A 22,401-nucleotide genomic window follows, 5' to 3' on the forward strand; every position below is an offset into this window, starting at 1 on the left:
GGCAATGTGTGTTTTCTGCAAGATAATTAATAAAGAACTTCCTGCAAAGATAGTTTACGAAGATGAGCTTGTAGTAGCATTTCATGATATCAATCCTCAAGCTCCTATTCATATTCTAATAGTTCCTAAAGAACACATTCCAACGGTAAATGACTTAGAAGAAAAGCATAAAGAGTTAATAGGGCACATATTCTTAGTTGCTAAGAAAATAGCTAAGGATATGGGATTTGCAGAAAATGGTTACAGAATTTTGATTAACTGTAATAAAGACGGAGGACAAGAAATATACCACATACACTATCATCTATTTGCAGGAAAACCATTAGGAAAAATGATTTGTGAGTAGTAGAGTAGGTAGAGCTCCCTGAGAGCTCTACTTCATTCTCTTTTGAAGTTCTTCTCCTATCTCATCAAGAGTTATCCCTTTATTTACAAGAGCTACTAACAGGTGGTATATAAGATCCGCTGTTTCATAAACAGTATGATTTTTGTCACCAGACTTAAAGGCTAATATAGTTTCTACTGCTTCTTCTCCTACTTTCTGTAGAATTTTATCTTCTCCTTTTCTAAAAAGTTTTGCTGTGTATGAACCCTCTGGCAATTTTTCTTTTCTTTCTTCAACTATCTTATAAAGCTCGTTTACCACCTCACAAAACTTACTCATCTTCTCTCTCCGCCAGTTTTCTAAAAAAGCAGCTATACTCTCCTGTATGGCACGCTACACCAGTTTGTTCAACTTCATATAGCAGCGTATCTTCATCGCAGTCAATATAAACATTTACCACTTTCTGAACATGTCCTGAAGTTTCACCTTTTTTCCAGAGCTCTTTTCTGGAACGGGAGTAGTAATGGGCAAATCCCGTTTCAAGAGTCTTTTCTAATGCTTCTTTATTTACGTATGCCACCATCAAAACTTTTTTGGTATTAACATCTTGAGTTACAACTGGAATAAGACCATTTCCTTTTTCAAAGTCTATTTTGTTCAAAAGACTTCTATCTACCTTCAACATTACGTTCCCATCTCCCAGGAATTGAGATATTCAATTTGTTCAGGTGTTAATTCATCAATTTCTATTCCCATTGCTTTAAGCTTTAGCTCTGCAACATGCTTATCTATATGGCCTGGAACCACATATACATCTGCTCTTAGCTCTTTTCCTTCTTTTACGAGGTATTCAGCCGAAAGAGCTTGATTTGCAAAACTCATATCCATAACAGAAGCTGGATGACCTTCAGCCGCAGAAAGGTTTACAAGTCTTCCCTCAGCAAGAAGATATATTCTTCTTCCATCTTCTAAAGTATATTCATTAACAAATTCTCTAACAGTTCTCTTCTTAATTGCCATTCTTTCAAGAGCTGGAATGTCTATCTCGACGTTAAAGTGTCCAGAATTGGAAACTATTGCTCCATCTTTCATTACTTTAAAGTGTTCTTCTCTAATTACATTAAGATTTCCAGTAACTGTACAGAAGATATCTCCAAGCTTTGCAGCCTCCGCCATTGGCATAACTCTAAAGCCATCCATTCTTGCTTCAATGGCTTTTATCGGATCAACCTCTGTTACAATAACTTCTGCTCCCATCCCCCTTGCTCTCATTGCAACACCTTTGCCACACCAACCGTAACCAGCGACAACGAAAACGGAACCAGAAAGAAGTCTATTAGTTGCTCTCAAAATACCGTCTATTGTTGACTGCCCGGTTCCATATCTATTGTCAAAAAGATGTTTTGTAAGAGCTTCGTTTACTGCAATTACTGGATACTTTAGAACTCCATCTTTTGCCATTGCTTTAAGTCTAATTACACCTGTAGTTGTTTCTTCTGTTCCACCAATAACATTTTCTAAGAGCTCTGGATGATTCTTGTGAAGAGTTGAGATGAGATCGGCTCCATCATCCATAGTTATGTGAGGTTTCTTAGATAGAACTGCTTCTATGTGCTGATAGTAGGTTTCCTCATCTTCTCCTTTAATGGCAAATACAGGAATGTCATAATGTTTTACAAGAGCTGCTGCTACATCGTCCTGTGTGGACAAAGGATTTGAAGCACAAAGATAAACTTCAGCTCCTCCTTCTTTCAAAGTCCTCATTAAATTTGCAGTCTCTGTTGTCACATGAAGACAGGCAGCAATCCTAACTCCTTTTAAAGGTTTTTCTTCTAAAAACCTTTTTCTAATCTCTTTCCTTAAAACAGGCATATCTATTTCAGCCCATTCGATTCTGTCTTTTCCTTTATCTGCTAATGAAAGATCTTTAACATGGTATTCCATACTTCCTCCTTATTTTCTTCTTAATAGATGTTTAATCTTTTCGTAAATCTCAGGAAGTCTATCAACTATTGTTTGAATTTTTTTCCATTCTCTATAAGGCCTTGCAGGAAATCCAGCATAGGTACCCGGCTTTTTAATACTCTTTGTTATTCCTGCCTTTGCTCCAACTGTAACGTTACTTGCTATTTCTATATGACCTGCTACTCCAACCTTTCCAGCAAGAGTTACAAAATCTCCGATTTTTGTACTTCCCGAAATTCCAACCTGGGAAACGATAAAACAGTACTTTCCAATCTTGACGTTGTGTCCTATCTGAACAAGGTTGTCAATTTTTGTTCCTTCTCCAATTACCGTATCCCCTATGGTTCCCCTATCTATTGTGGTGTTTGCTCCTATTTCTACAAAATCCTCTATTATTACTCTCCCTGTTTGAGGTACCTTATAGATTTTCACATCCTTTTTACTAAAAGCATAACCAAAACCATCTGAACCAATAACACTTCCAGCGTGTATTCTGACAAATCTTCCAACTTTTGTTCTTTCATAGATTGTTACATTAGGAAAGATTACTGTGTTGTCTCCTATTTCACAGTCATTTCCTATGTAAACTCCCGGAAAAATTTTTACTTCTTTGCCTATTTTTGTACCCTTCCCAATAAAAACATTATCTCCAATGTAACAGTCTTCTCCAATTGTTGTTGTATCTGAAATTATTGCTCTATCAGATATTTTAGGTTCAGGAAGTCTTTCTGGATAAAAGACAGATAAAGCTTTTGCAAAGGCTACATAGGGCTCTTCACAAAGGAGCTGAGCTATTTTAAGTTCAGGAATTTCTTTTTCTAAAATGACAGCTGAGGCTTTAGTGGTCTTTAAAAATTTTCTATATTTTGGATTTGTGAGAAAAGTTAAGTCTCCTTCCTCAGCTGTTTGTATCTCAGAAACTCCTTTGATTTCTACTTCAGAATCGCCAATTAGCTTACAACCTAAAATCTCTACTAATTCCTTTAACTTCATTGTCTTGCCTGCTTGTTGTAGAGTTTAATAATAGTTTGTGTAAGATCATACTTAGGATCTGCTGTAATTACTCCCGCTTCTCTTACTTCAACAATCATAGGAATGTTTTTTTCCTTGCGATAATTGTTAATTAGCTTTACAACTTCATTGATTATTTCCATAGTATATTGTTTTTCTAAATTAGCTATTTCTATTTGTGCATCCTGACGAAATCTTCGAAGATCTCTTATTTTCTGCTGGAGCTGTCTTTCTTTATCTGTCTTTGCCTGTGCACTGAGAACAGGACTTTTGAGTTCTTCTTTTAGTTTGTTTATTTCCTTTTCTCTTTTCTTAATCTCTTCTCTAGCCTTAGTAATCTTTGACTCAAGAATTGCTTTTGCTTGTTTTCCTTTATTAGAGTTGTTTATTATTTCCTGCATGTTTACGTAATAAACAGCAAATTGTTGCTGCTTAAATGTTTTTTCCTTTGCTGCTAGAGAACTTCCACCTGTTATAAGTGAAAATAAAGTTGCAATCAAGATTGCTCTTTTCATAATTATCCTCCTTTAAAAACGTTAGAAATAACTTCCCATTCCAAAGTGCCATTCTGAGGAGCTCTCCCCAGTTCTTCTATCTAATTTCCATCCAAGATCTAGTCTAATAGGTCCCATTGGTGTTAATACTCTGATTCCGACACCAGCAGATTTTCTCATATCACCGACTTTAAACTCGTTCCACCAACCACCACCAACATCAACAAATCCGATAAGTCTTAGCATCCTTGTTACATCATATCCAAGCTCAAAGTTAAAAATGAGTTCTCTGTTTGCTCCCTCGGGATTTCCACTACTATCTGTTGGCCCTGCTTCACCCCAACTAAATCCTCTAACTGAAGAATCTCCTCCTACATAAAATCTATAGTCTATTGGAAGTGTGGAAGTGTTTCCAAAGGCATCTGCATATCCAACTTTTGCATGTGCAGATGCAACAAAAGGAAGATTTATATCAAGAGGTAAATCGTTTAAGTTAAAGTAATAGGCATATTCAGCAATTATTTTGTAAAAATCCTCTTTTCCAGCCAAAAAGCTTCCAGCAACTTGCGTAGTGATAGAGAAGTAATCTCCTTTATGAGGTAAAAACCTGTTATCTCTTAGATCTCTAGATATAAATCCTGTAACCATTCCAATTCTAGTCGTTCCTAATTGATTTTTAACAATATCTGGAGCATCTTCAGCAATATCCGAAATTTTGTCTTTTTCTATTAAATATCCAAGTCCTACTCTCCAGTCTTCCCAAAGTCTTCTATCTACCATAGTAGAAAATCCTACTTTATGGCTAGTATAAGTAAAGTAATCGTTTCTTCTGTTGTAAAGAGCAAGAGAAAGAGTTTGTGGTTTATCTAACCACCACTTATGATTGTAATTAAGATCAAAGTAAAATACTCTTGAACCTGCTTGTAGAGAAACAGATCCAGAGTCTCCAGTTCCAAAAAGGTTACCTTTTGAAACGCTGACCATTCCTACAAGTTTTGAAACAGAACTATAACCTGCACCAACTGAAAACATTCCTGTTAATCTCTCTTTTACATCTACATTTACATCAACCTTATTACCTTCTACTATCTTTGGTTTAACATCAACATTCTCAAAGTATCCTGTATTGAAAAGTCTTCTAATAGATCTTTCAAGTCTTACTGTATTAAATATGCCAGTTTCATAAAGGTCTAATTCTCTTCGAATTGTTCTATCTCTTGTTGCTATGTTGCCAGAGATATTTATCCATCTAACATAAGCTCTATTACCTTCATAAATGTGGAAAATTACATCGGCAGTATGTGTTTTTGGATGAATTTTTATCTCCGGTTCAACATTAGCAAAAATGTAACCTAATTCACCATACTTTCTTATTATTTTTCTTACAAGCTTATCTACAAGCTCTTGATTGAAAGTTCTTCCCGTTCTTACGCTCTTAAGGAGTTTTAAGAAATCCTTAGACGAAAAAAGAGAATTTCCTACAAATGAAATCTTTCCAAATTTATATCTTTTACCTTCTTCCTTTATTGTATATATAACTTCATAACAACCTTTCTTTTCAACTACCTTAGGCTTTTCTACTTCTACATCAAGAAAACCCTCTTTATAGTAAAGCTTCTCTATATTCTCGACATCCTGCTTTAAATTTTCTGCAGAAAGAGGAGCAGAAAAACGAAGATGTAGTATAGATTTTTCTTTTGTCTTTAGGACATCCTTAATATCTCCACTACTTATTTTTCTATTTCCTCTTATTTCTATTTTACATACATTAGCCTTTTTTCCTTCATTTATTATGAATGTTGCAACTGCTTTTGTTGGGGAAATTCTCTCAATGGAGTAATGAACTTGTGTTCCTATATAACCTTTTTTCTCGTAAAGCTTCTTAATTTTCTTTTTTAAACTATCTAAGTATTTGTAACTTAAAGGCTCTTGTAGTTTTGTTCCTGTTTCTTTTTCTCCTGTAAGTCCTAACTCTTCCTTTAATTTATCTGACGATAATTTTTTGTTTCCTTTAAAAACAACATCTGTAATGATAGGTTTTTCTTTTACAAAATATCTAAGTACAATTCCTTTCTTTCCTTTTTTAGCATCAACAGAAATGTTCTCAAAGTATCCTAATTTAAAAAGGTTTTTTATGTCCTTTGCTATTAATTCTTTTGAAAAGGGTTTCCCAGGTTTTTCCGAAATATAGTAAAGAATTGTACTTTTAGGAACTAATTCATTTCCAATTATCTCCACCTTTTCAACAAGCTGTTTTTCCGTAGCCAAGGTATTTGAACCTAATAAAAGAGATAACAGAAAAATAGCAGTAAATGTTAACTTTCTCACAATCTGCCCCCGAGTAAATAACTTGGCTAATGATAACATAAATTAGCACTTAGGAAGGTATATTCTAAAACAAGTACCCTTGCCTTCTTCACTTTCAAGTTCTACCTTACCCTTTAATCTTTCAGTTGCTAACTTAACAATAGAAAGACCTAGTCCTGTTCCGCCTAACTTTCGAGATCTTGATCGCTCAACCCTATAAAAACGTTCAAATATAAAAGGAATATGAGAGCAAGGAATTCCCTGTCCTGTATCACAGACAGAAATTTCTATTTCGTTAGTATACTCTTTAAATGCAATTTCTACGCTTCCTCCTTCTTTGTTGTACTTAATAGCATTGTCTATCAAATTTTTCATTATCGCATGGAACATTTTTTCATCTATTTTAATTGAAATATTATCTGGAATTTCTACTTTAACAGTTATTTTTCTCTTTTCTGCAAATTCTGAAAGGTCATGAACAATTTTTTCAATAAAAGGTTTAAGTTTTACCGTTGTTATTTTCACTGGAAAATTTACACTTTCAAGCATCGAAAGAGTTATAAGATCTTCTATTAGCTGTTCCATATAGTTAACTCTTTCTATTGCTTTTCGCAAAAATTTTTCAGCCTGGGGTTTGTCTTTACACTCTTCTTCAAGAGTTTCAAGTAGCAATTTCATTGTAGCAACAGGAGTTTTTAGCTCGTGAGAAACATTGGCAATGAAGTCTTTTTTTAGGTTTTCGTACTTTTTCATTGGAGTAAGATCTATAAGTAATAGGACTTTTTCATCCATATCTGAACCAAAGATTATCTGAACATATCTATCTTTTATTTTCTTTTCCTGCCATATTCTATACTTTTCATTAAAACTTTCATTTATCATTGAAACTACATCAAAATTTTTTATTGCTTGATAGAAAAACTTTTCCGTATCTTCTGGACTAATATCTAATAGTTCTCTGGCAAATTTGTTCGTGTAAATCACTCTACCGTAAGGATCCATTATCACTATTCCTTCACGTAGTAAACTTAAGGCTCTTGCTAAAAGTTTTGTACTGTCAATTCTTCTGTTAACTTCTTCTTTTGTTCGGTTTAGTCGTAGCGTTATCAGAACTCTTTCTCTCTTTCTTCTCTCAGTGTAAGCAATGTAGGCAAAGAGTAAAGTTAGCGTAGCAAAAAAAATAGTAACAGCAAATAGTATTGCTTCCAACTTGCTCACCTCGTTTGAATATTATTCTTGGAAAGTTTATCATTACTAAAAACAACTTGACGGAGGATTCGATGGCAATAAGAGTAGCAATTAATGGTTATGGAAGGATTGGTAGAAGTTTTCACAGAGCAAGGTTTAATGATCCTGATATCGAAATTGTTGCAATTAACGACCTAACCGATGCAAAAACTCTTGCACATCTTCTTAAATACGATTCTGTTCACGGCAGATTCAATGCTGAAGTTGAAGCTGATGATGACAGCATAATTGTTAATGGAAAAAGAATAAAGGTTTATGCAGAGCCAGATCCAGAAAAACTTCCATGGAAAGAGTTAGATGTTGATGTTGTTTTAGAATCAACAGGAAGATTTAGAGATAGAGAAGGTGCTTCAAAACATCTTAAGGCAGGTGCAAAAAGAGTTGTTATATCTGCTCCTGCAAAAAATCCAGATGTTACCATCGTTATGGGAGTTAACCATAAGGAATATGATCCCTCAAAACACTTTATAGTTTCAAATGCTTCATGTACTACAAACTGTCTTGCTCCTGTTGCAAAAGTTCTTCTTGAAAACTTTGGAATTGAATCCGGTTTCCTTACAACTGTTCACGCTTATACAGCTGACCAAAGACTTCTTGATGCTCCTCATAAAGATCTTAGGAGAGCAAGAGCAGCAGCACTTTCGATGGTTCCGACAACAACAGGTGCTGCTAAAGCGGTTGGCCTTGTAATTCCTGAACTTAAAGGAAAGTTTAATGGAATTTCTATTAGAGTTCCTACTCCAGACGTTTCTCTCATAGATTTTGTTTGTGTTGTAGAGAAAAATGTTACTGTTGAAGAAGTTAATAAAGTTCTTAAAAATGCAGCTGAAGGTGAACTAAAAGGAATTCTTGCTTATACAGAGGAAGAATTAGTATCCATTGATTACACAGGAAATCCTCACTCTGCAATTGTTGACGGAAAGAGTACAGACGTTATTAATGGTAACCTTGTCAAAATTATTGCATGGTACGATAATGAATGGGGATATTCTGTAAGACTTGGTGACTTAATCAAATATATGGGAACTGTTGGGGTATAGGCTTAATGCCTATACCTTTTTTCGCTTATAATTTCTTCTTTCCATTTTTCGATATTTTTTAATAGATACTTCTTTGCTATTTTCCAATTATCTTCTATTTTCTTTCTGTTTTTTTCAGGCACAAAAAGGAGAGCTCTATCAATAACTGGAACTGTTAATCCACCCAAGTAACTTTTCTTTACTAAATAACTATTTGGAGCCACAAATGCTATACCTAAAACAAATATGGAGGCAATTACTATACCTCTGAAAATACCAAAAAGAAATCCCAAGAAGCTATTAATAATTCCAAAAGATGTTTTTTGAAGTTGTTTGTTCAAATTAAAAGCAATGTATTTAAAAAAGATAAAGGAAATAAGATAAATTATAAATCCAGTAACAACTATAGTAGTAATATCTGCTTTTTCATTACCAATTAACATGTTAGTGATAGGAACAGAAAGGTTAAAGGATAAAAATATGCTAACAGCAATTCCCCCTAAGGAAATAATTTCTTCCATTAATCCTTTACTAAACCCTCGTATAAAATTCCATCCTAAAGTAATTACTATAAGAGCGTCTAAAATATTAAGAGGTGGAAAGTTCACAAGACCTCCATACTAATATCAACCCATTTTGCTCCAGTTATTATCTTACTCGTTGATACAAAGTCTATAGATTTATATTTAAGTCTTTTAAGCTTTTCAATAGTTATGTTCCCAGAAACTTCAACTTTAATAGTCGGTTTTTGTTTTTTCAATTTTAAAGTAGCTTCTTCTACCTTTTCAACGTTCCAATTATCAAGCATGACGATGTCAACTAATTCTATTACTTCCATTACTTCCTGTAGTTGTTCTTCATTCTCAACTTCTACCTCTATTTTCGTAGTTACAGGAATTGAAGAGGATATAGATTTGACAGCAGTAATTACACTTCCAAAAGGCTTTATATGATTATCCTTTATCATAACTGCATCATAAAGTCCAAGTCTATGGTTAAAAGCTCCTCCTATTCGCGTGGCATACTTTTCTAAATATCTTAAGCCCGGAGTTGTTTTTCTTGTATCAAGAAGTTTGACTTTTGATCCCTTTAAAACATCTACGTATTTCTTTGTTTCAGTTGCTATTCCTGATAATCTTTGCAAGATATTTAAAGCAGTTCTTTCACACGTAAGAAGAGTTTTTATATTTCCCAAAACAATTCCAACAATCTCTCCTGGAAAAACACTTTCTCCTTCTTTCTTTTTCCACTCAAACTTTACATTATTATCGTAAAGTCTGAATACTTCCTCAAAAAAAGGAGCTCCACACAAGATAAAATCTTCTTTTGCAATAATTTCTGCACGTAGCTCTTTATCGGAAAGAGAAGCTGTGGTAATATCTCCAATCGTACCTAAATCTTCCTCTAAAAAGGATAAAATTAACTTCTGCAAATAGAGTTTGCTCATCTTACTACTCCCAAGGAGATAGTATGGTTACCATTCCAAACGTTATAACTCTTATTAGAGGCTTCTTAGTACCACTTTTCATTATGGCTGTTTTTTACAAGAATTTCAAGCTTGCTCTTATCATATTTTTAGTGGCCTCAATAAGTGATGCTTTAGATGGTTTTCTTGCAAGACATTTGAATCAGGTTACAACTCTTGGAGTCATTCTTGACCCAATTGCCGATAAAGCACTTATAAATTCCGGTTTTATACTTCTTTCGTACGTAGATAGAATTATTCCCGTATGGTTAACTATTCTTGTTTTAAGCAGAGATGTAATAATTTTAGTAGGAGGATGGCTCTTAACTACTTTTGGAAAGATAAACAAGATAAAACCTACTATGATAGGAAAATTAACCGCTTTTTTTCAGTTTTTTACTATTTTTCTGACACTTCTTAATCTTAATTATCAGATATGCGATTCTTTTTGTATCAATGTAATCTACGGAGTAACTGCTCTTTTAACTGTATTGTCAGCTATTGATTATGGTGCAAAAGGAATCCAAGAAATTTGATAACCTAATTATGTTATTTTCATCTCAAAAAAGAATTATACTTCCTTTCTACTTCTTCAGTGTAAACTCTTTCTTTTGCATTTTTATAAACAATAAGAGGAAATTCTATACTAATTCCTTTTCCTCCTCCTTTTCTTCCTTCTAACAAGAAAAGATTAGCTTCTTTTTCTGCTTCTGGATGTATAATTCTAAGTCTTTTAGGCTCTACCTTGTATTTTCTCGTTAGGAAGATAACATCAACAAAACGTTGAACAGGAAGTAGAATATAAAGTTTACCTTTATTTTTTAGAAGATAAGAAGCTGCTTTTATAAAATCTTCTAACGATGCTGTTAACTCTTGCCGTGCAATAGCTCTATGATCTTTTTGGGATAAATTTCCTCTCCCTACTTCTATGAAAGGTGGATTTGTTATTACAATATCAAATTCTCCTGATTTAAAAACTTTTTTAACTTCTTTCACATTTAAGTGTAATGCTGTAAATCTTTCAGAAACTCCGTTAATTTCTCCATTTTTCTTTGAAATATTGATGTTTTCTTCAAGGACATCTATGGCAAAAGCTTTTAGTTGTGGATACTTCTTCAAAAGAAGAATTGGAATTACACCACAACCTGTTCCAAGATCTATTATCTTTTCAGTCCCCTTTACCTTCACAAAATCTGCAAGAAGAAAAGTATCTGTTCCAAACCTAAAACCGTCTTTCCTCTGAATAAAACAAGTTCTTTTATCAAGAAATGTAGAGATGTCGTAGATTTCTTTATCCATCTTCATGCGATCTATTTAGATCCCTAAAAGAGATTTCAATAAAACAAAAAGCAATATTAAAGAAGCAACGTAAATCAAAATTATACTTCCGTAAGATCGCTTATATGAGTTTAAAACATTTTCGTAGTTAGGAGATAGCTTTTCCTTTGGAAGTCTTTTCTTCAGTTCTTCAAGGAGCTCTTTAAAATTTTCTGTTGAATCATCTATAACTGCAACGTCTCCACTTTTGTTTGTTGTAAAAAGGAAATACTTTCTTCCAGGAGAAACAGCAACTTCTGAGATTTCATTCCAGCTAAATTCTTTTTTTCCGGTTATTCCTATAATTTTTATACCATTTTGATCAACTATAACTCTCTTTCTCAAGAGAAAGAAAAAGTAAGCGGCCACAGGCAGAACAAGAAGAACCATAATTATTGACGTAAAGGAAGAACTGTTCTGTTTAAAAAAAATGGTTCCAAAAAAAAGAGAATAGGTGAAAACCAAAAGAGTATAACCTAAAAGCGTAATTTTGTCTGTCTTAAAAACTTTTTCAATCATTTAGGAGCTCCTCAACTGCCTTTTCAAATCTTTCAAGTCCTTCTTTAATGTTATCCATAGAGGTTGCGTAAGAAAGTCTTAGATATCCAGGCATTCCAAATGCGGTACCAGGAACAACAGCAATTTTTGCTTTTTCAAGAAGATAATCTGCAAGCTGAAAATCATCCTTGAATCCTGCTCTTTCTATGAGCTCTTTTACATTTGGAAAAGCATAAAAAGCTCCTTTAGGAAGAAGACATTTAACTCCTGGAATTTCGTTCAGCTTTTCAACCATAAAACGACGCCTTTCATCAAAAGCTTTAAGCCAATCTTTTAGAAATTCCTGAGAACCTGTGAGAGCCGCAACTGCCGCTTTTTGTGCAATTGAGTTTACATTTGATATAGATTGAGAATTAATTTTTATCATTGAGTTAATTATATCTTTAGGACCAGCAGCGTAACCAACTCTCCAGCCAGTCATAGAAAAAGCCTTTGAAAGGGCATTTATTGTAACTGTAATAGATTTTATTTTTTCTGAAAGCGAAGCAATACTAACATGTTTAAACCCATCGTAAGTCAATTTTTCATAGCATTCATCTGAAGCAATGATTATTCCTCTCTCTGCACAGAAATTTCCTATTTTTTCAAGTTCATCTTTATCTACGACAGAACCTGTTGGATTGTTTGGTGTACATAGTATGAGTAGCTTTGTTTTGTCTGTAACGGCTGGTTTTATATCTTCTAAGGTTAAAGAAAAGTTGTTCTCTTCCTTTGTTTCAACAAATACAGGTTTTCCACCAGCAAATTTAACTTGTTCAGGATAGGTAACCCAGTAAGGAGCAGGAATAATTACTTCATCCCCTTTCTCAATAACAGAAAGCATAAGAGCAAAAAGGGCTTGTTTGGCACCGTCTGTTATTACAATCTCAGAAGGATCATAATCAATGTTATTTTCTTTTTTTAATTTATCTGCAACTGCCTTTCTAAGTTCAGGAATTCCAGCTGGAGGGGTATACTTTGTAAAACCTTCGTCAATTGCCCTCTTTGCAGCTTCTTTTACATGACAAGGAGTATCAAAATCTGGTTCTCCGGCACCAAAACCTATGACATCTATGCCTTTGGCTCTCATCTCCTTAGCTTTTGCCGTAATTGCCATTGTAGGAGAAGGAGACATGTTTAAAACTCTCTTTGACAGCTTCATGACAGCCTCCATAATAATCCAGTAAAAGTGTCGTTGACATTTTACACATTTGCTGATACTTTTCCCACCAGCAAAAGTGTGGAGGTAACTAACTATGAAGGGGAACAGATGCCTAACTCCTGAACAAATAAAAGAACTAAAAGAAATTCTTGAACAGAAAAAGAAGGAAGTAATAGAAGATATAAAAAGAGGGCTGGAAGAAAATTTTCAAAGTGAAAGAGAAGTTGGAGATGTTGTAGACATGTCAACAGACGAAATTCTTAAAACTTTTGAAATGAGAATTAGGGATAGAGAAGCAAAATACTTAAAGAAGATAGAAAAAGCTCTTCAGAAGATTAATGAAGGAACTTACGGAATCTGTGAAAAATGTGGGGAATGCATAAATTATGAAAGGCTTAAGTTAAGACCTGTTGCTGAACTATGTATAAAGTGCAAGTTAGAGCAGGAAAATTTTGAAAGAAAATTTGGAGAAGAGGAATAAAGTTTAGGGGGAGGACTCTCCCCCTTTATAAAAACTCAGCCAACACTTGCACAGAATGTAACTTCTTCTTCTTCGTTAACTACTCCTCTAAAGTGAACCTCTTTTTCTATTTTTTCAGGTTTTAGTTTTTCTACAATATAATCAAAGGCCTTAAATGCGTTTTCATGATCTCCGCAGGTATAAACATCTATGGCAACATATCCATGTTCAGGCCATGTATGAAATGAAAGATGTGATTCAGATATTACAACAACCCCCGTTGCACCAAAAGGCTCAAACTGGTGGTAGTAAGAAGAAAGTTTGTTAAGATTAGCGTGTTTTACAGCTCCTTCAAAAACTTCTGCCATTTTGTCAGCAGATTTAAGGATTTCTGAGTCACATCCATAGAAATCAGCTACAATGTGAACACCGAGGGTCTTTGCCATTTTCTTTCCTCCTCTATATAAAGTTAAATGACACTCAAGGCGGGTTTGCCTCCTCCACTTGGGAAATTGCAAAAGTCAATTATATGCTTTCTTATAATTAAATCAAATTTTTTTAAATCTTAAAAATGGAAAAGAAAACATTATAGTTTAGTAAAAACTTACCTTCTATCTCGTAAAGTTTGTAAAACTTACTTACAAGCTTTTTACTTACTTTGCTCGTTCTAAAAGGATTTTTTGCTCCTATTTTATTGACACATCTAAGAGCTTCTTTTGGAGAATTAAACCAAACCGAAAACGACCTTCTTTCAAACTCTAAGATTTTAAACCCAGCTTTATTAAATGTCTCAATTACTTCCTTTTCTGTTGGAAAGCGAAAGAGAAAATCTTCTTCTCCAAAAACTTCTAAATGAGCCCTATTCCAGGCTGAAAACAGTTGACTGAGACTTCCTTCCACAGGAATAGAAATAAAAGCAAAACCATTATTTTTTAAAACTTGCTTAATTTCATGAGTAACTTTTCCTAAGTTCATCCATTGAAGAGCGAAGTTTGAAAAGACTACATCAAAAACTTTTTCTTTAAATGGAAGAAAATCACCATCTCCAACAATAGGTAAAAGTCCTTTCTCTTTACAGCTTTTACACATTGAAAAAGATATATCCAAAGCAACAACATTTTTAAATTCTTTTAAAAGAGAACCTGTTCCTGCTCCTAAGTCAAGTATTAGCAAATTCTTGTCAAGAAGACTAAGCTTTTTAAGAAGTCTCTTTCCAGCCTGTTGCTGAATCAACGCATACTTGTTATATTCCTTTACAGCTTTTGAAAAGTTTTCTTTAACTTTTTCCTTCATAATGAGTAAAATATATTCGTATTTACTGAGAGTTCAAAATGAGTTGGATAGAAAGAAGGAAGACAAGAACAATTTATGTTGGAAATGTACCTATCGGAAGTGAACATCCGATTGCAGTTCAGTCAATGACTAATACTTTCACTGAAGATGTTGAAACTACTGTTGCTCAGATAAAGGAACTGGAAAAAATCGGTTGCGAAATTATTAGAGTAGCAGTTCCAACTATAAAAGCAGCAGAAGCTATTAAGGAAATAAAGAAAAGGATTTCTATTCCCTTAGTTGCAGATATCCACTTTGATTACAAATTAGCCATACTTTCAGTAGAAAATGGAGCTGACTGCATAAGGATAAATCCAGGTAACATTGGAGAAAAATGGAAAGTAAAGGAAATCATTTCTGCTGTAAGAGAAAGAGGAATATCTATCCGAATAGGAGTAAATTCAGGCTCAATTCCTAAAGAAGTCCTTGCAAAGTACGAAAAACCAACTCCAGAAGCTCTTGCAGAAACCGCTTTAAACTATGCAAGGTTTTTTGAGGATAATGACTTTACAAATTTAAAGTTTTCTCTTAAAGGTTCAGAAGTCAAAAGTACTGTAATTGCTAATAAAATCTTTGCACGACAAACTGATTATCCAATTCACATAGGAATTACTGAAGCTGGAACTTTTATTTCCGGAGCTGTTAAGTCTGCAGTAGGAGTAGGAATTCTTCTATATGAAGGAATTGGAGATACACTAAGAATATCTTTGTCTACTCATCCAAAAGAGGAAGTGAAAATTGCTTATAAAATTCTCTCTGCTCTTGATTTAAGAAAACGAGGAGTAGAAGTAATTTCTTGTCCGACATGTGGAAGATGCAGAGTAGATGTTGAAACCTTAGCAAAAGAGGTAGAAAAGAGACTGGAACATATTGAAAAACCTTTAAAAGTTGCAGTTATGGGATGTGCAGTTAATGGCCCAGGTGAAGCTCGATTTGTTGATGTAGGAATTGCAGGAGCAGGTGATTACTTTATTCTCTTTATTAAAGGAAAAATAATAGATAAACTTTCTGAGGAAGAAGCTTTAGAAAGACTTGTGAAAGAAGTTGAAAATTTAGTGAGGAAAGAATGATAAAAAGATCTGTTTTCATTGAAGGAATGAAATTACATGTAAAGTGCGGAGTTTTTGAAGAAGAAAGGAAATTAGGTGTTCAAGTTCTTATAGATATAAGAGTTGAATCTACAGAGTTTGTTGACTATCAAGAACTCTATGAACTTATTTTCAAAACTGCAAGTGAAATGCAGTTTACCTACCTTGAAGACTTAGGAGAAATATTGTTAAATAAAGTCCGCAAAAGGTGGAATCCTGAGTGTATAGAAATTAAAATGACAAAACTTAGTGTACCTTTTCAACACTCTTTCTCTAAAGCAGGAGTGAACTTAATTTGGAAGAGGTAGGAATGGAAGATAGAGCAGACAATATTGAATGTAAGCTTCTTAAGAAAGTTCGTCAAGAGAGAAAATTCTCAAAGGAAGAACTCCAGTTAATAACAAATATTGCAAAAGAAGAACTCAAATTTTTAGCCCGTAATAATATTCCTTTAATACCAGAAAACTATGTTCTTTGGTTTGATATATTCTGTTACTTAACGGAAAATAATTTGAAACTATCAGATCTTGAAATCATAGGACTCTTTAAGGAAAAGTATCCTTCAAAAGAAAAAATAGAAAATGTTTTGGTGGAAGTTGAAACAGAAGAAAAAGATTTAGTAAAAAAAGTTGCTGAAGAGATAAACCAAGAAATAGAGGAAATTATCGAAGCACTGAAAGAACATCAAGAATCTTTAAAGAATAAAGAAGCTTCTGTAAAAGAAATTAGAGAAAATACTGAAGATCAAATAGTTAGAGGAATTTTAAATAAGGTTTTAGATGAACTTAAAACTATTAGAGAGCAAAATGATCTTTTAAGAAACAAGCTTGAAGAATCAAATCAACAAATAAAGAAATTAAGAAAAGAGTTAGAAGAATCAAAAAAAGAAGCCAATATTGATTTCTTAACACGAGTAGCTAACAGAGCAAGTTTTGATAGAGCAATAAGCGATATGGTTAAAGATTTTTATGAAAGGAATTATCCCTTTGCTTTGTTAATGATTGACATAGATAACTTTAAGCAGATAAATGATACATATGGACATCAAGCTGGAGATCATGTTTTGAGAGAACTTGCAAGAACAATAAAGGAACAATTAAGAGCTAGAGATGTTGTTGCTAGGTATGGAGGTGAAGAATTTGCAATTCTTATTCCAGGAGTTACTTTTGCTCAAGCTGTTAGAATTGCAGAAAGAATAAGGAAGAATATAGAGAAACATTTATTTAGGTACAAGGATACGGTTATTCCTGTAACTGCAAGTATTGGAGTTGCAGTTATGAGGAATGGACTTGACGAGACAGGAATTATAGAAAAAGCGGATCAAGCTTTATATTTAGCTAAAAGAAACGGAAAAAACCAAATAAAAACAGATCTTGATGTAGAGTTAGAAGAATGAAAGTTCTCCTTCATATTTGCTGTGCTCCATGTGCCTGTTATCCTATCAAATTTCTAAAAGAAAAAGGATATGAAATCGTTGGTTTATGGTACAATCCTAACATTCATCCATCTACGGAATTTGCTAAAAGAACAAAAGCTGTTAAAGAACTTGAGAAGCTTGAAAACGTTAAGATTATTTACTTTGAAAATTATGAACCTGAGAACTGGCTGAGACAAGTTGTTTTTAGAGAAGAAAAAACTGTAAGATGTCAAATTTGCTATTCAATGCGTCTTGAAATGACTGCAAGTGTTGCAAAAAGAGGAAAATTTGATTTTTTTACTTCTACACTTTTTTATAGTAAGTACCAAAAAAGAGAGTGGATGCTTCCTCTTGCAAAAAATGCAGCTAATAAGTTTGGAGTAAATTTCTTAGATATTGACTTTAGAAAAGGATGGAGAGAGGGAATAGAAATATCAAAAAGATATAAACTTTACCGGCAAGAGTACTGCGGTTGCATTTATTCAGAAAAAGAACGCTACTGTCCAAAAGGAAAAACTGATGTTAGCTGGATTATAAACCAAGCAACAAAAGAGGCTCAAAAAGTTATTGAAATTTTCAATAAGAATTAAAAAACTTCTTAATTCCACGTAAAGATTATTTTATTTTGCAGATTTTATAAAAAGAAAATGTCTTCTTAACTTAATTCCTTTTACTTCAAACGAAATTTCTTCTATGATGTAATTAGGAATTTCCTGAGAAAACCTTTCTTTTCCTCTATATATGCACAAAATAGCTCCTTTTTCAAGTAAGTGTTTTGTTATTTTTATAGCTTCAATAGGATCTTCAACAGCTCTCATCAAAAGCATATCATAGTTTCTGTCGATAGATTCAACTCTTGTACAAAGAACCTTAACATTTGGAAGTTCCAATTCTCTTTTCACCTGTTCTAAGAAAACACACCTTTTGTGTCGAGACTCAATAAGGTCAAAGGTTGAATTTTGTATTGTTATTGCCAGTGGAACTCCTGGAAATCCTCCTCCAGAACCAACATCTCCCAAAAGTTTATTATGATAATCAAATCCATAAAGTTTAAAAGCTTTTAGCCCAAGGAGAGAGTCAAAAAAGTGTTTTTCCTCAATTTCTTTATCGCTTAAAATGGAAGTTATATTAATTCGCTTTCCCCATTTTTTTAGAAGTTCCCTATATCTTTCAAATTTTTTATACTCTTTTTCAAATAAATCTATCTCATTTAGTTCGCAGAGCTCTCTCAATCTCTCAAGACTCAAGTTTTACCTCACCTCTTTTCCACTTTTCTATGTATATAGCAAGTATTGGAATAGAAGCTGGTCTAATTCCTTCAAGTCTTGCAGCCTGTCCAAGCGTTAATGGCTTCATCTCCTTTAGTTTCTGCTTTTCTTCTGTTGAAATTGGAACAATACTGTAATCAAAGTCTTGAGGAATTTTTACGTTCTCAAGTTTTCTAAACTTCTTAACATCTTCAAGCTGTCTTTTTATGTAACCTTCGTACTTAACTTCAATTTCAACTTCTTCTAAGATCTCTTCCAGAAGCTTTCTATCCTCTATATCAAGTTTAAAAGAAATAACCTTTAGTATTTCGTATAGTTTAACTTCAGGTCTTTTAAGGACTTCATAAACAGTTTTACTCTCCTTTAAAGGAGTTGAACCAGCTTTTTCGAGCACCGGATTAATAACCTCAGGTTTTACCTTCACTTCCTTTAATTTCTCAATGAAGACCTTAATAGTTTCATACTTTCTCTTGACCCTCTCGTACTGTTCCCTTGTTAAAAGACCAAACCTGTAGCCGTACTTTGCGAGCCTGTAGTCCGCGTTATCATACCTTATGAGAAGCCTATATTCGGCACGAGAAGTAAAGAGCCTATAAGGTTCTCTAACTCCTTTGTTCACAAGATCATCTATCATAACACCGATATATGCCTCGTCTCTTCCAAGAATAAACCTTTCATCCTTATTAAGAGCATAAAGGGCAGCATTTATTCCTGCAACAATTCCTTGACCAGCTGCTTCCTCATATCCTGTTGTTCCATTAATCTGACCAGCGTTAAAAAGACCTTTAATAATTTTTGTTTCAAGAGTTGGATAAAGATGAGTGGGGTCTACAAAGTCATATTCAATCGCATAAGCTGGTCTTATTATCTTTGCGTTTTCAAGTCCTGGGATTGAGCGAATTATCTTTTCCTGAACATCAAACGGAAGACTTGTTGACGTTCCATTTGGATAAAATTCAACTGTATTTCTCCCTTCTGGTTCAACAAAAACGTGGTGCCTTTCCTTATCTGGAAACTTTACAATCTTATCTTCAATAGATGGACAGTATCTAACACCAACTCCGCTAATTAACTTGCACTCTCCATACATTGGAGAGCGGTGAAGGTTTTCTTTTATTATCCTGTGAGTTTCTGGAGTTGTGTACGTTAACCAACACGGAATTTGCTCTATTTCTTTTGGTTCTGTCCAATAAGAGAAAAATGGTGGTGGCTCATCACCATCTTGTCTTTCCATTTTAGAAAAATCTATCGTTGTTCCATCAAGTCTCACTGGTGTTCCTGTCTTGAGTCTTGCTACCTTAAAACCATGTCTAATATAGAAATTAGAGAGTTTATTTGCAGCAGGTTCCCACATCCTGCCGCCTTCAAATTCTTTAAAGCCAATAAAAATTTTTCCTTTTAGAAAAGTTCCAGCAGTTACAACAACTGCTTTTGCTCCATATCTTGCGTTTATGTGAGTAACAACCCCTTTAACTTTTCCATCTTCAACTATTATGTCATCAACTATTTGCTGAACAATTTCAAGGTTTGGCGTATTTTCTATGATTTTCCTCATTCTATCTCTATAGGCATATTTATCAGCTTGAGCTCTTGGAGCTCTAACAGCAGGACCTTTTCTCCTATTTAAAATTCTAAATTGTATTCCTGTTTCATCTATATTCTTTGCCATTTCACCACCAAGGGCATCTATCTCCCTTACAACTGTTCCCTTGGCAACTCCACCAATTGCAGGATTACAAGACATTTCTGCTATCTTATCAACGTTCACTGTAAATAAAGCAGTTTTACAGCCCATTCTTGCAGCAGCTAAAGCTGCTTCGCATCCTGCATGCCCTGCACCTACAACTATTACATCATAAATACCATCCCACATCTAAAACTCCACCTTTACTTTCATTCCTCTTTTTGCCTTTAAGATATTTGCAGCAGAAGCCATATATGCAACGATTTGAAAGTGACCCTCAGGATTTACAGAAACAAAGAGCTCTCCTTTTTGAAAGCCTGAAAATTTTTCAGAAACTTTCTCTATCTTTACCCCATTGATTTCAATAGACTTTGGTTCTTTTCCTTCGTACTCCATGTTAAGAATAAGATTTCCAAAGCTATCGACATCAAGAATTATAGTTTCAAAAATACCTGGAGACACTTCCACAGGAGAAGGTATTCTAAACCTTTTTAATTTGGAAATCTCTATCTCTTCTCCAAGATGATGAGCAGATTGAAGCTTTGCTAATTCAGCAGCTATAGGAGCAAGAATGTTGCGTCCTCTAAAGTTTCCTTTTCCTTCAATGAAATAATGATCTGCAGTTATTCTATAAACAGCTTCTGGAGGTTCTTCTTTAAATACAAGACTTCCTACACCGTTATTTGGACAAACAACAAAATACTTTTCGGTGGAAACTATAATGGACTCTGAAGAAGGATCAGGATCAACCAAAATCAAAAAAACTGTACCCCGAGGAAAATATTTAAAAGACCATTTAAATTTAACTGCAGCATCGACTAAGTCAAAGGGTCTAACATTATGAGTAATATCAACGATTTTTGCATCTGGATTAACGCTTCTAATAACTCCATGAACAGTTCCTACGTAAGTATCTTTTAGACCATAGTCTGAAATAACTGCAACTATATTTTCCATCCTGTCTCCTGGTCACATAGCTTCGTTAAATCCTTTAATGCTAATTCTAACCTTTTCGTATAAAAATCGATATCTTCCTTTTCTTTAGGATATAAAGGTTTACCAACTAAGACTTTACATTTACTAAAAGGATAAGGAAGTAGAAAATTATCCCATGATGAAAGTTCTTTTCCCTTCGAAGTTGAAAATGCAACAGGATAAACAGGTACTCCTGTAACAATTGAAAGTTTTGCTGCACCAGGTTTAAAAACTTCCTTAGGTCCCCGAGGACCATCTGGAGTGATAGCAACAGATTTTCCACTCTCAAGAATATTTACCATTTCTCTAAAAGCTCTGTCTCCTCCTTTTCCCTTTCCAGTTGACCCTCTGACAGTACTAAATCCTAATTTTTCTATGAACCTTGCTGCTAATTCACCATCTCTATGTCTGCTTATTAAAATGGAAACTTTATCAGCATAATTTGCAAAAACAAAGGGTAAAAGGAACATTCTGCCGTGCCAAAAAGTAATAATCGAAGGAAATTTCACATCTTCTAAAAACTTAACCTCTATCTTGAGAGTTTTTACAAAACCGTTCAAAAGGAAAAACAGAATATCTTCTCTACTTAATTTCAAATTCCACCCTCAAACGAACTTTATCTAATTCGGCAGTTTTAGGAATTGGATCAAAAGGTTCAGAAGAATAAATAGCAGATATTACTGAACGGTTAAAAAGCATGTCTGATGAGAGTTTTTCTATGTTTATTTCGTTAAGTTTTCCGTTTTTATCTATCGAAAGAGAAATAACTACTTTTCTATCTTTATTTAAAGAATTCAGAGGTTTGGAATAAGGATTTTTCCAGTTAGAAATTATTTTCTCCTTAATCCTTAAAAAATAAGGAACTAATTTACTTGAGGTTATAGCAGGAAGTTTCCTATTTTTTTCTTTTCTAATATCATCCATAGAAAGAGAAAGAGCTATTTTACCTTTGCCAGTTTGATATCCTTTAGTGTTATCTGCTCCTTTAAATTTATCAATTCCGTTAGAAATAGTAGATTTAAATTTTCCTGTATACTGAGCAATAGTTTTTTCCTTTAGGACTCTTCTCTTTTTCGAGTTCTCACCTTGTGGAATTTCTGTAAGACCTTTTTGTAAAGAAGTATCTTCTAAGTTTCCTTTATTAGCTTTTTCCCCTATTAGTTTTGAATCTACCCTAGAATCAAAAGAGAGAGTTAAGATATCAACAATTTGGTATGTTTTAGCTTTGAAGATTTCTGTAAATCCAAAAAGAAAGAGTAATAAAACGTGCAAAGTCAAAGAAATCATTAAAGAAAGTAAATCTAATTTGTACTCCTTGATCATTATT

At 33.8% G+C, this 22,401-nt stretch carries 27 protein-coding genes; 8 read left to right on the top strand and 19 right to left on the bottom strand.

From position 1 onward, the window contains the following. Positions 1–4: 4 nt before the first annotated feature. Complete coding sequence (locus DESTER_RS05640; protein ID WP_013638690.1) at positions 5–346, top strand: histidine triad nucleotide-binding protein; 342 nt, start codon at positions 5–7, stop codon at positions 344–346. A 27-nt stretch (positions 347–373) separates the two neighbouring features. Here DESTER_RS05640 and hisE read toward each other — a convergent pair whose 3' ends face one another. From hisE to DESTER_RS05675, 7 genes are read right to left on the bottom strand one after another with little or no spacing between them, the layout of a single operon-like run. After that, a complete protein-coding gene (gene hisE, locus DESTER_RS05645; RefSeq protein ID WP_013638691.1) occupies positions 374–664 on the bottom strand; it encodes a phosphoribosyl-ATP diphosphatase in 291 nt (96 codons plus the stop codon). Beyond that, a complete protein-coding gene (gene hisI / locus DESTER_RS05650; RefSeq protein WP_013638692.1) occupies positions 657–1,010 on the bottom strand; it encodes a phosphoribosyl-AMP cyclohydrolase in 354 nt (117 codons plus the stop codon). Before hisI ends, hisE begins: the two co-directional genes overlap by 8 nt. After that, positions 1,010–2,269, bottom strand: coding sequence for an adenosylhomocysteinase (ahcY, locus tag DESTER_RS05655; RefSeq protein ID WP_013638693.1), 1,260 nt, complete (start codon positions 2,267–2,269; stop codon positions 1,010–1,012). Before ahcY ends, hisI begins: the two co-directional genes overlap by 1 nt. Before the next feature lie 9 nt (positions 2,270–2,278). Then, positions 2,279–3,283, bottom strand: coding sequence for a UDP-3-O-(3-hydroxymyristoyl)glucosamine N-acyltransferase (lpxD, locus tag DESTER_RS05660; protein WP_013638694.1), 1,005 nt, complete (start codon positions 3,281–3,283; stop codon positions 2,279–2,281). Beyond that, positions 3,280–3,816 carry an OmpH/Skp family outer membrane protein gene (locus DESTER_RS05665; RefSeq protein WP_013638695.1) on the bottom strand — a complete coding sequence of 179 codons (537 nt, stop codon included), beginning with the start codon at positions 3,814–3,816 and terminating at the stop codon, positions 3,280–3,282. The genes lpxD and DESTER_RS05665 overlap by 4 nt, the downstream gene beginning before the upstream one ends. A 21-nt stretch (positions 3,817–3,837) precedes the next feature. After that, positions 3,838–6,123 carry an outer membrane protein assembly factor BamA gene (gene bamA, locus DESTER_RS05670; protein WP_013638696.1) on the bottom strand — a complete coding sequence of 762 codons (2,286 nt, stop codon included), beginning with the start codon at positions 6,121–6,123 and terminating at the stop codon, positions 3,838–3,840. Positions 6,124–6,165: 42 nt separating this feature from the next. Beyond that, positions 6,166–7,311 (bottom strand): sensor histidine kinase, encoded by a 1,146-nt coding sequence (locus tag DESTER_RS05675; protein ID WP_013638697.1) that lies wholly within the window; start codon positions 7,309–7,311, stop codon positions 6,166–6,168. 71 nt (positions 7,312–7,382) lie between these two features. Here DESTER_RS05675 and gap point away from each other — a divergent pair, with 71 nt between their 5' ends. Further along, on the top strand, positions 7,383–8,390 hold the full coding sequence (gap, locus tag DESTER_RS05680; protein WP_013638698.1) for a type I glyceraldehyde-3-phosphate dehydrogenase: 1,008 nt from the start codon (positions 7,383–7,385) through the stop codon (positions 8,388–8,390). A 2-nt stretch (positions 8,391–8,392) separates the two neighbouring features. Here the strand turns inward: gap and DESTER_RS05685 are convergent, their stop codons facing one another. Further along, positions 8,393–8,977 (bottom strand): CvpA family protein, encoded by a 585-nt coding sequence (locus DESTER_RS05685; RefSeq protein ID WP_013638699.1) that lies wholly within the window; start codon positions 8,975–8,977, stop codon positions 8,393–8,395. Continuing rightward, a complete protein-coding gene (gene nadC, locus DESTER_RS05690) occupies positions 8,974–9,816 on the bottom strand; it encodes a carboxylating nicotinate-nucleotide diphosphorylase (protein ID WP_013638700.1) in 843 nt (280 codons plus the stop codon). The genes DESTER_RS05685 and nadC overlap by 4 nt, the downstream gene beginning before the upstream one ends. A 23-nt stretch (positions 9,817–9,839) precedes the next feature. Between nadC and DESTER_RS05695 the strand changes: the two genes are divergently transcribed. Next, the gene (locus DESTER_RS05695) at positions 9,840–10,370 is read left to right on the top strand and encodes a CDP-alcohol phosphatidyltransferase family protein (RefSeq protein WP_013638701.1); all 531 of its coding nucleotides are present in this window, start codon (positions 9,840–9,842) and stop codon (positions 10,368–10,370) included. Between the two features lie 19 nt (positions 10,371–10,389). On the opposite strand, the gene DESTER_RS05700 is transcribed toward DESTER_RS05695, so the two are convergent. Genes DESTER_RS05700 through DESTER_RS05710 form a run of 3 tightly spaced genes read right to left on the bottom strand, consistent with a single transcriptional unit; the run spans position 10,390 to position 12,850 of the window. Then, complete coding sequence (locus DESTER_RS05700) at positions 10,390–11,139, bottom strand: tRNA1(Val) (adenine(37)-N6)-methyltransferase (RefSeq protein WP_013638702.1); 750 nt, start codon at positions 11,137–11,139, stop codon at positions 10,390–10,392. 9 nt (positions 11,140–11,148) lie between these two features. Next, a complete protein-coding gene (locus DESTER_RS05705; protein WP_013638703.1) occupies positions 11,149–11,670 on the bottom strand; it encodes a hypothetical protein in 522 nt (173 codons plus the stop codon). Then, a complete protein-coding gene (locus DESTER_RS05710; RefSeq protein ID WP_013638704.1) occupies positions 11,663–12,850 on the bottom strand; it encodes a pyridoxal phosphate-dependent aminotransferase in 1,188 nt (395 codons plus the stop codon). The genes DESTER_RS05705 and DESTER_RS05710 overlap by 8 nt, the downstream gene beginning before the upstream one ends. A gap of 94 nt (positions 12,851–12,944) precedes the next feature. On the opposite strand from DESTER_RS05710, the gene DESTER_RS05715 reads away from it, so the two are divergent. Continuing rightward, on the top strand, positions 12,945–13,331 hold the full coding sequence (locus tag DESTER_RS05715) for a TraR/DksA family transcriptional regulator (protein ID WP_013638705.1): 387 nt from the start codon (positions 12,945–12,947) through the stop codon (positions 13,329–13,331). A 35-nt stretch (positions 13,332–13,366) separates the two neighbouring features. On the opposite strand, the gene speD is transcribed toward DESTER_RS05715, so the two are convergent. Both speD and DESTER_RS08075 read right to left on the bottom strand, forming a co-directional pair. After that, positions 13,367–13,756 (bottom strand): adenosylmethionine decarboxylase, encoded by a 390-nt coding sequence (gene speD, locus DESTER_RS05720; protein WP_013638706.1) that lies wholly within the window; start codon positions 13,754–13,756, stop codon positions 13,367–13,369. 112 nt (positions 13,757–13,868) lie between these two features. After that, positions 13,869–14,603 carry a methyltransferase domain-containing protein gene (locus DESTER_RS08075; protein WP_013638707.1) on the bottom strand — a complete coding sequence of 245 codons (735 nt, stop codon included), beginning with the start codon at positions 14,601–14,603 and terminating at the stop codon, positions 13,869–13,871. A 38-nt stretch (positions 14,604–14,641) separates the two neighbouring features. Between DESTER_RS08075 and ispG the strand changes: the two genes are divergently transcribed. From ispG to DESTER_RS05745, 4 genes are read left to right on the top strand one after another with little or no spacing between them, the layout of a single operon-like run. After that, the gene (gene ispG / locus DESTER_RS05730) at positions 14,642–15,712 is read left to right on the top strand and encodes a flavodoxin-dependent (E)-4-hydroxy-3-methylbut-2-enyl-diphosphate synthase (RefSeq protein WP_013638708.1); all 1,071 of its coding nucleotides are present in this window, start codon (positions 14,642–14,644) and stop codon (positions 15,710–15,712) included. Further along, a complete protein-coding gene (locus tag DESTER_RS05735; RefSeq protein ID WP_013638709.1) occupies positions 15,709–16,038 on the top strand; it encodes a dihydroneopterin aldolase in 330 nt (109 codons plus the stop codon). The genes ispG and DESTER_RS05735 overlap by 4 nt, the downstream gene beginning before the upstream one ends. Positions 16,039–16,040: 2 nt before the next feature. Then, entirely contained in the window at positions 16,041–17,126 is a 1,086-nt protein-coding gene (locus DESTER_RS05740) for a GGDEF domain-containing protein (RefSeq protein WP_013638710.1), read from the top strand. Continuing rightward, the gene (locus tag DESTER_RS05745) at positions 17,123–17,737 is read left to right on the top strand and encodes an epoxyqueuosine reductase QueH (RefSeq protein ID WP_013638711.1); all 615 of its coding nucleotides are present in this window, start codon (positions 17,123–17,125) and stop codon (positions 17,735–17,737) included. The genes DESTER_RS05740 and DESTER_RS05745 overlap by 4 nt, the downstream gene beginning before the upstream one ends. 30 nt (positions 17,738–17,767) lie before the next feature. Here the strand turns inward: DESTER_RS05745 and rsmG are convergent, their stop codons facing one another. From rsmG to DESTER_RS08200, 5 genes are read right to left on the bottom strand one after another with little or no spacing between them, the layout of a single operon-like run. Beyond that, a complete protein-coding gene (gene rsmG / locus DESTER_RS05750) occupies positions 17,768–18,394 on the bottom strand; it encodes a 16S rRNA (guanine(527)-N(7))-methyltransferase RsmG (protein WP_013638712.1) in 627 nt (208 codons plus the stop codon). Continuing rightward, on the bottom strand, positions 18,384–20,288 hold the full coding sequence (gene mnmG / locus DESTER_RS05755) for a tRNA uridine-5-carboxymethylaminomethyl(34) synthesis enzyme MnmG (protein WP_013638713.1): 1,905 nt from the start codon (positions 20,286–20,288) through the stop codon (positions 18,384–18,386). Before mnmG ends, rsmG begins: the two co-directional genes overlap by 11 nt. After that, a complete protein-coding gene (locus DESTER_RS05760) occupies positions 20,289–21,056 on the bottom strand; it encodes an SAM hydrolase/SAM-dependent halogenase family protein (protein WP_013638714.1) in 768 nt (255 codons plus the stop codon). Beyond that, positions 21,044–21,670 (bottom strand): lysophospholipid acyltransferase family protein, encoded by a 627-nt coding sequence (locus DESTER_RS05765; protein WP_013638715.1) that lies wholly within the window; start codon positions 21,668–21,670, stop codon positions 21,044–21,046. The genes DESTER_RS05760 and DESTER_RS05765 overlap by 13 nt, the downstream gene beginning before the upstream one ends. Further along, positions 21,657–22,397, bottom strand: coding sequence for a TonB C-terminal domain-containing protein (locus DESTER_RS08200; RefSeq protein ID WP_013638716.1), 741 nt, complete (start codon positions 22,395–22,397; stop codon positions 21,657–21,659). The genes DESTER_RS05765 and DESTER_RS08200 overlap by 14 nt, the downstream gene beginning before the upstream one ends. Positions 22,398–22,401: the final 4 nt, after the last annotated feature.

This window comes from Desulfurobacterium thermolithotrophum DSM 11699 (genome assembly GCF_000191045.1).
In the GTDB taxonomy this organism is placed as follows: Bacteria; Aquificota; Aquificia; order Desulfurobacteriales; family Desulfurobacteriaceae; genus Desulfurobacterium; species Desulfurobacterium thermolithotrophum.

Excerpts from the sequence above, each read along its gene's own strand:
- DESTER_RS05700 (WP_013638702.1), bottom strand. The coding sequence starts at position 11,139 with ATGAAGATGGATAAAGAAATCTACGACATCTCTACATTTCTTGATAAA.
- DESTER_RS05745 (WP_013638711.1), top strand. The coding sequence starts at position 17,123 with ATGAAAGTTCTCCTTCATATTTGCTGTGCTCCATGTGCCTGTTATCCT.
- hisE (WP_013638691.1), bottom strand. The coding sequence starts at position 664 with ATGAGTAAGTTTTGTGAGGTGGTAAACGAGCTTTATAAGATAGTTGAA.
- speD (WP_013638706.1), bottom strand. The coding sequence starts at position 13,756 with ATGGCAAAGACCCTCGGTGTTCACATTGTAGCTGATTTCTATGGATGT.
- ahcY (WP_013638693.1), bottom strand. The coding sequence starts at position 2,269 with ATGGAATACCATGTTAAAGATCTTTCATTAGCAGATAAAGGAAAAGAC.
- DESTER_RS05740 (WP_013638710.1), top strand. The coding sequence starts at position 16,041 with ATGGAAGATAGAGCAGACAATATTGAATGTAAGCTTCTTAAGAAAGTT.
- DESTER_RS08200 (WP_013638716.1), bottom strand. The coding sequence starts at position 22,397 with ATGATCAAGGAGTACAAATTAGATTTACTTTCTTTAATGATTTCTTTG.
- DESTER_RS05710 (WP_013638704.1), bottom strand. The coding sequence starts at position 12,850 with ATGAAGCTGTCAAAGAGAGTTTTAAACATGTCTCCTTCTCCTACAATG.
- DESTER_RS05705 (WP_013638703.1), bottom strand. The coding sequence starts at position 11,670 with ATGATTGAAAAAGTTTTTAAGACAGACAAAATTACGCTTTTAGGTTAT.
- nadC (WP_013638700.1), bottom strand. The coding sequence starts at position 9,816 with ATGAGCAAACTCTATTTGCAGAAGTTAATTTTATCCTTTTTAGAGGAA.
- DESTER_RS05640 (WP_013638690.1), top strand. The coding sequence starts at position 5 with ATGTGTGTTTTCTGCAAGATAATTAATAAAGAACTTCCTGCAAAGATA.
- DESTER_RS05760 (WP_013638714.1), bottom strand. The coding sequence starts at position 21,056 with ATGGAAAATATAGTTGCAGTTATTTCAGACTATGGTCTAAAAGATACT.
- hisI (WP_013638692.1), bottom strand. The coding sequence starts at position 1,010 with ATGTTGAAGGTAGATAGAAGTCTTTTGAACAAAATAGACTTTGAAAAA.
- lpxD (WP_013638694.1), bottom strand. The coding sequence starts at position 3,283 with ATGAAGTTAAAGGAATTAGTAGAGATTTTAGGTTGTAAGCTAATTGGC.
- mnmG (WP_013638713.1), bottom strand. The coding sequence starts at position 20,288 with ATGTGGGATGGTATTTATGATGTAATAGTTGTAGGTGCAGGGCATGCA.
- DESTER_RS05715 (WP_013638705.1), top strand. The coding sequence starts at position 12,945 with ATGAAGGGGAACAGATGCCTAACTCCTGAACAAATAAAAGAACTAAAA.
- ispG (WP_013638708.1), top strand. The coding sequence starts at position 14,642 with ATGAGTTGGATAGAAAGAAGGAAGACAAGAACAATTTATGTTGGAAAT.
- DESTER_RS05665 (WP_013638695.1), bottom strand. The coding sequence starts at position 3,816 with ATGAAAAGAGCAATCTTGATTGCAACTTTATTTTCACTTATAACAGGT.
- DESTER_RS05695 (WP_013638701.1), top strand. The coding sequence starts at position 9,840 with ATGGTTACCATTCCAAACGTTATAACTCTTATTAGAGGCTTCTTAGTA.
- DESTER_RS05735 (WP_013638709.1), top strand. The coding sequence starts at position 15,709 with ATGATAAAAAGATCTGTTTTCATTGAAGGAATGAAATTACATGTAAAG.
- gap (WP_013638698.1), top strand. The coding sequence starts at position 7,383 with ATGGCAATAAGAGTAGCAATTAATGGTTATGGAAGGATTGGTAGAAGT.
- DESTER_RS08075 (WP_013638707.1), bottom strand. The coding sequence starts at position 14,603 with ATGAAGGAAAAAGTTAAAGAAAACTTTTCAAAAGCTGTAAAGGAATAT.